The sequence below is a fragment of the Vibrio sp. S234-5 genome (assembly GCF_000960595.1).
Taxonomy (GTDB): Bacteria; Pseudomonadota; Gammaproteobacteria; order Enterobacterales; family Vibrionaceae; genus Vibrio.
Genome location: NZ_JZAM01000283.1, coordinates 1 through 2,033 on the forward strand (window position 1 = coordinate 1; position 2,033 = coordinate 2,033).

General features: G+C 40.8%; 2 protein-coding genes. Both read right to left on the reverse strand.

Annotated features, from left to right (window positions below):
* Positions 1-557 precede the first annotated feature (557 nt).
* Entirely contained in the window at positions 558-680 is a 123-nt protein-coding gene (locus UF06_RS24875; RefSeq protein WP_082069756.1) for a DUF3265 domain-containing protein, read from the reverse strand.
* 457 nt (positions 681-1,137) lie between these two features.
* Positions 1,138-1,479, reverse strand: a complete 342-nt coding sequence (locus UF06_RS17765; RefSeq protein WP_347335975.1) for a GNAT family N-acetyltransferase — start codon at positions 1,477-1,479, stop codon at positions 1,138-1,140.
* Positions 1,480-2,033 lie beyond the last annotated feature (554 nt).

The window sequence follows — 2,033 nt, forward strand, 5'->3', positions numbered from 1 at the left end:
ATAATCATCAAATAAACTCACAATCTGATCTAATTCAGAGATTGAAGCCTTTAAAATCTTCATTTAACTCTCCTTGTCCATTAACAGGCATAACGCCCTGCTAAGGGGTGAGCAATGCACTACAAAAACTACCGCACACAGATTTAATCACAAAACCCAACGCATGCTGAAAATGCCACGCATTGCGAATCCCTCTTAAGCAGTTTGTTAGCTTAAATTTCAGCACCTTAGATTGACCAAACCTGAGATTAACCTGATTTGGGAAACCGGCAAACTGCCTGAGTTTTGAAACCCGAATTGGTTCAAATTTTGTGGCCTTTCATGCGATTTGAAAACCCGAAAATTTTGATAAATCACTTTCGGGAAACCCAAAGCGAAAGCAAAACTTCCAAAGCGACTTTGCGCCAAGCTTGCTAACCTCGCGCAATCCCAAAATTCAATTGAGGCAACTGCTCAAAACTTGCGTTGGCAAACAATGCTGATTTGCCGAGAAACCAGAACGAATGGCTAAAGGAAGAAAGAAAAAGCCACAAACAATTGATTTTAAATGTTTTAAGCTAACGCCGCGTTAAGGGGTGAATGCCGCCTAAACCAACCTTCCGCAGACCACTTTCACCACCAAAACTCACTGCAAACCAAAAATGCCACGCGGCATGAATCCCTCTTAAACGCTTTGTTATGTTTAAGGCTCAAAGGGTTAAGTTTGCGATACCAATAGCTTACCTCGACTTACCTTTGCAAACCAAAACCAGACGCTAAAAAGCTGAATTAAATCATAATTTTGATTGTGCCGACTTTGAGTTATAACGTGAGAAATCGAAAACTTGAAACTAAGATGGCTTCATTCACTCGCAAATTCACTGAATTTCAATGAGGCAACTCACTGGATTGTTCGCGCCCACGAATAGGAGTCCAGAAAACAGCGACCACCGAAAGCCTACTTGCCGACAAGACCAAAATTAGAAAGCCAAGAAAGCAAATAAAAGATGCAACCAACTGATTTTTCGTGATTAAAACATAACGCCCAATTAAGGGGTGAGCAACGCTACCACCCAACCTAACGCATTGTGCCATAAACACTAAATTTGAAGTAGAAGCAAAAATGCCAAGCGTTGGGAATCCCTCTTAAATTGTTTGTTAGGTTTGTACATCAAAGCTCATTAAGTGATAGTTTTCTGGCCCATTGCCCACTGTTTCAAAAATCTTGAAGCCTTGAGAAAGATAAAACTGGGTTGCATTCGTATTTTGGACAAGACACTTGAGACTTAAGTTATTACTTAGGTCTTTAGCATGATTCAGTAATTTTAAACCAACACCTTGTTTAAGACTTTTGGGACTAACAAACAAATGGTGAATGAAGTTTTCTGGCTTCCAGATTGAGATGAAACCAATTACTGCACCCTGCTCTACAGCCACCCAAATTTCTTCTCCATCAGTATCTTTCACAAAATCAGTTAAGCAATATTCATCTGTATCCATGAAAGTGAAAGTAGCTACTCTCGATTCAAGGTAAAGTCGTGCTGAAGCTTCGAGATGCTGAGACTGAAATCTAATTATTTCCGGTTCATCCGGAAAATCGATACCTGAATGGCTTTTCTGATACCATATCGCCAAAAATAGCCAGTTAATGTCAACTTCACTTCTTTACCATCGCTTTGGAATACGCGGCCCTTTCCATTATTGCTCTACAGAGTTTGATGGTGACGCGACCATCTTTCACGTAGCACACAATCCTCATATTAAATGTCCATCATGTCGTAGTCGTGATGTCATAAAAAAAAGGAGGTAAGGTTCGCCGTTTCATCGCTACGCCAATCGGCACTAGCCCCTGTTACATCCAGATAGCAAACCATCGGATTGAATGCCGAGCTTGTAATACACTCGGGTATTTGCCGCTTAACTTTGTGGTTCATCCGGAAAATCGATACCTGAATGGCTTTTCTGATACCATATCGCCAAAAATAGCCAGTTAATGTCAACTTCACTTCTTTACCATCGCTTTGGAATACGCGGCCCTTTCCATTATTGCTCTA